Raw genomic sequence first — 684 nt, 5'->3', positions numbered from 1 at the left:
GGTCCGGGCAGCTATGAGGTCCTTCAGCAGCAGTAGCTCCCTGTCCAGAGGGGCGCTTGCCCTGAGGGCATCGGCCTCCTTGAAGGCATAGTTCGCTAACCTGATGCTGTCTATCTTATCGTTCTTCCCCCTGGCTATGCCAAAGCTCCATTTGATGTGCGCCGCATTGCCTATGTGCAGGGGAAGCTGTTGCTGGCTGCAGAAGGACCAGATCAGGCGGTGGTAGATACCCGTATTCTCCATCACGACAAGCGAGTTGCCGTCCATGGTTACACCGTTTGCGGTGAGCCAACGATGGAACCCTTGGATGCCCTGGGGTGTATTGTGGAAAACCGAACTGATGGGGGACTGTTTTTTGTGGTCCAGCACGACAAGGAGACTTGCGTCGAAATGGTCCTTTGAAACGTCGATGCCAATGAAAGAGTGGGGATTGTTTGCCATGTGATCTGTTTTTTATAGTTTTGTACAGATTACCTAGTTTTTACCCCATCGATCCTAGTCCTTAATAATGGGTATTGCCCTAATTGTTATCTGGTCACTAAGGGAAAAAACGGTAGMGGATTTGATCATTGCCTAGGTATAAAAACCTTCACGGAAAGAGAATTTGCCGCTACCGTTTTAGGTAATCTTTCTAAAAGGCTAACTTAAACAATTAACCCTTTCTATTATTATACAAATCTAAAG

Annotated in this window: 1 protein-coding gene; it reads right to left on the bottom strand. The window is 47.4% G+C overall.

Translation table 11 applies throughout. The annotated features are described in order from the left end of the window. On the bottom strand, positions 1-441 hold a 441-nt coding region (locus tag CRJ00_RS02105; protein ID WP_144038064.1), incomplete at its 3' end, for an IS110 family transposase. Positions 442-684: the final 243 nt, after the last annotated feature.

This window comes from Sphingobacterium sp. 1.A.4, from assembly GCF_002734245.1.
GTDB lineage: Bacteria > Bacteroidota > Bacteroidia > Sphingobacteriales > Sphingobacteriaceae > Sphingobacterium > Sphingobacterium tenebrionis.
This window is presented reverse-complemented; position numbering and strand designations above follow the sequence as displayed.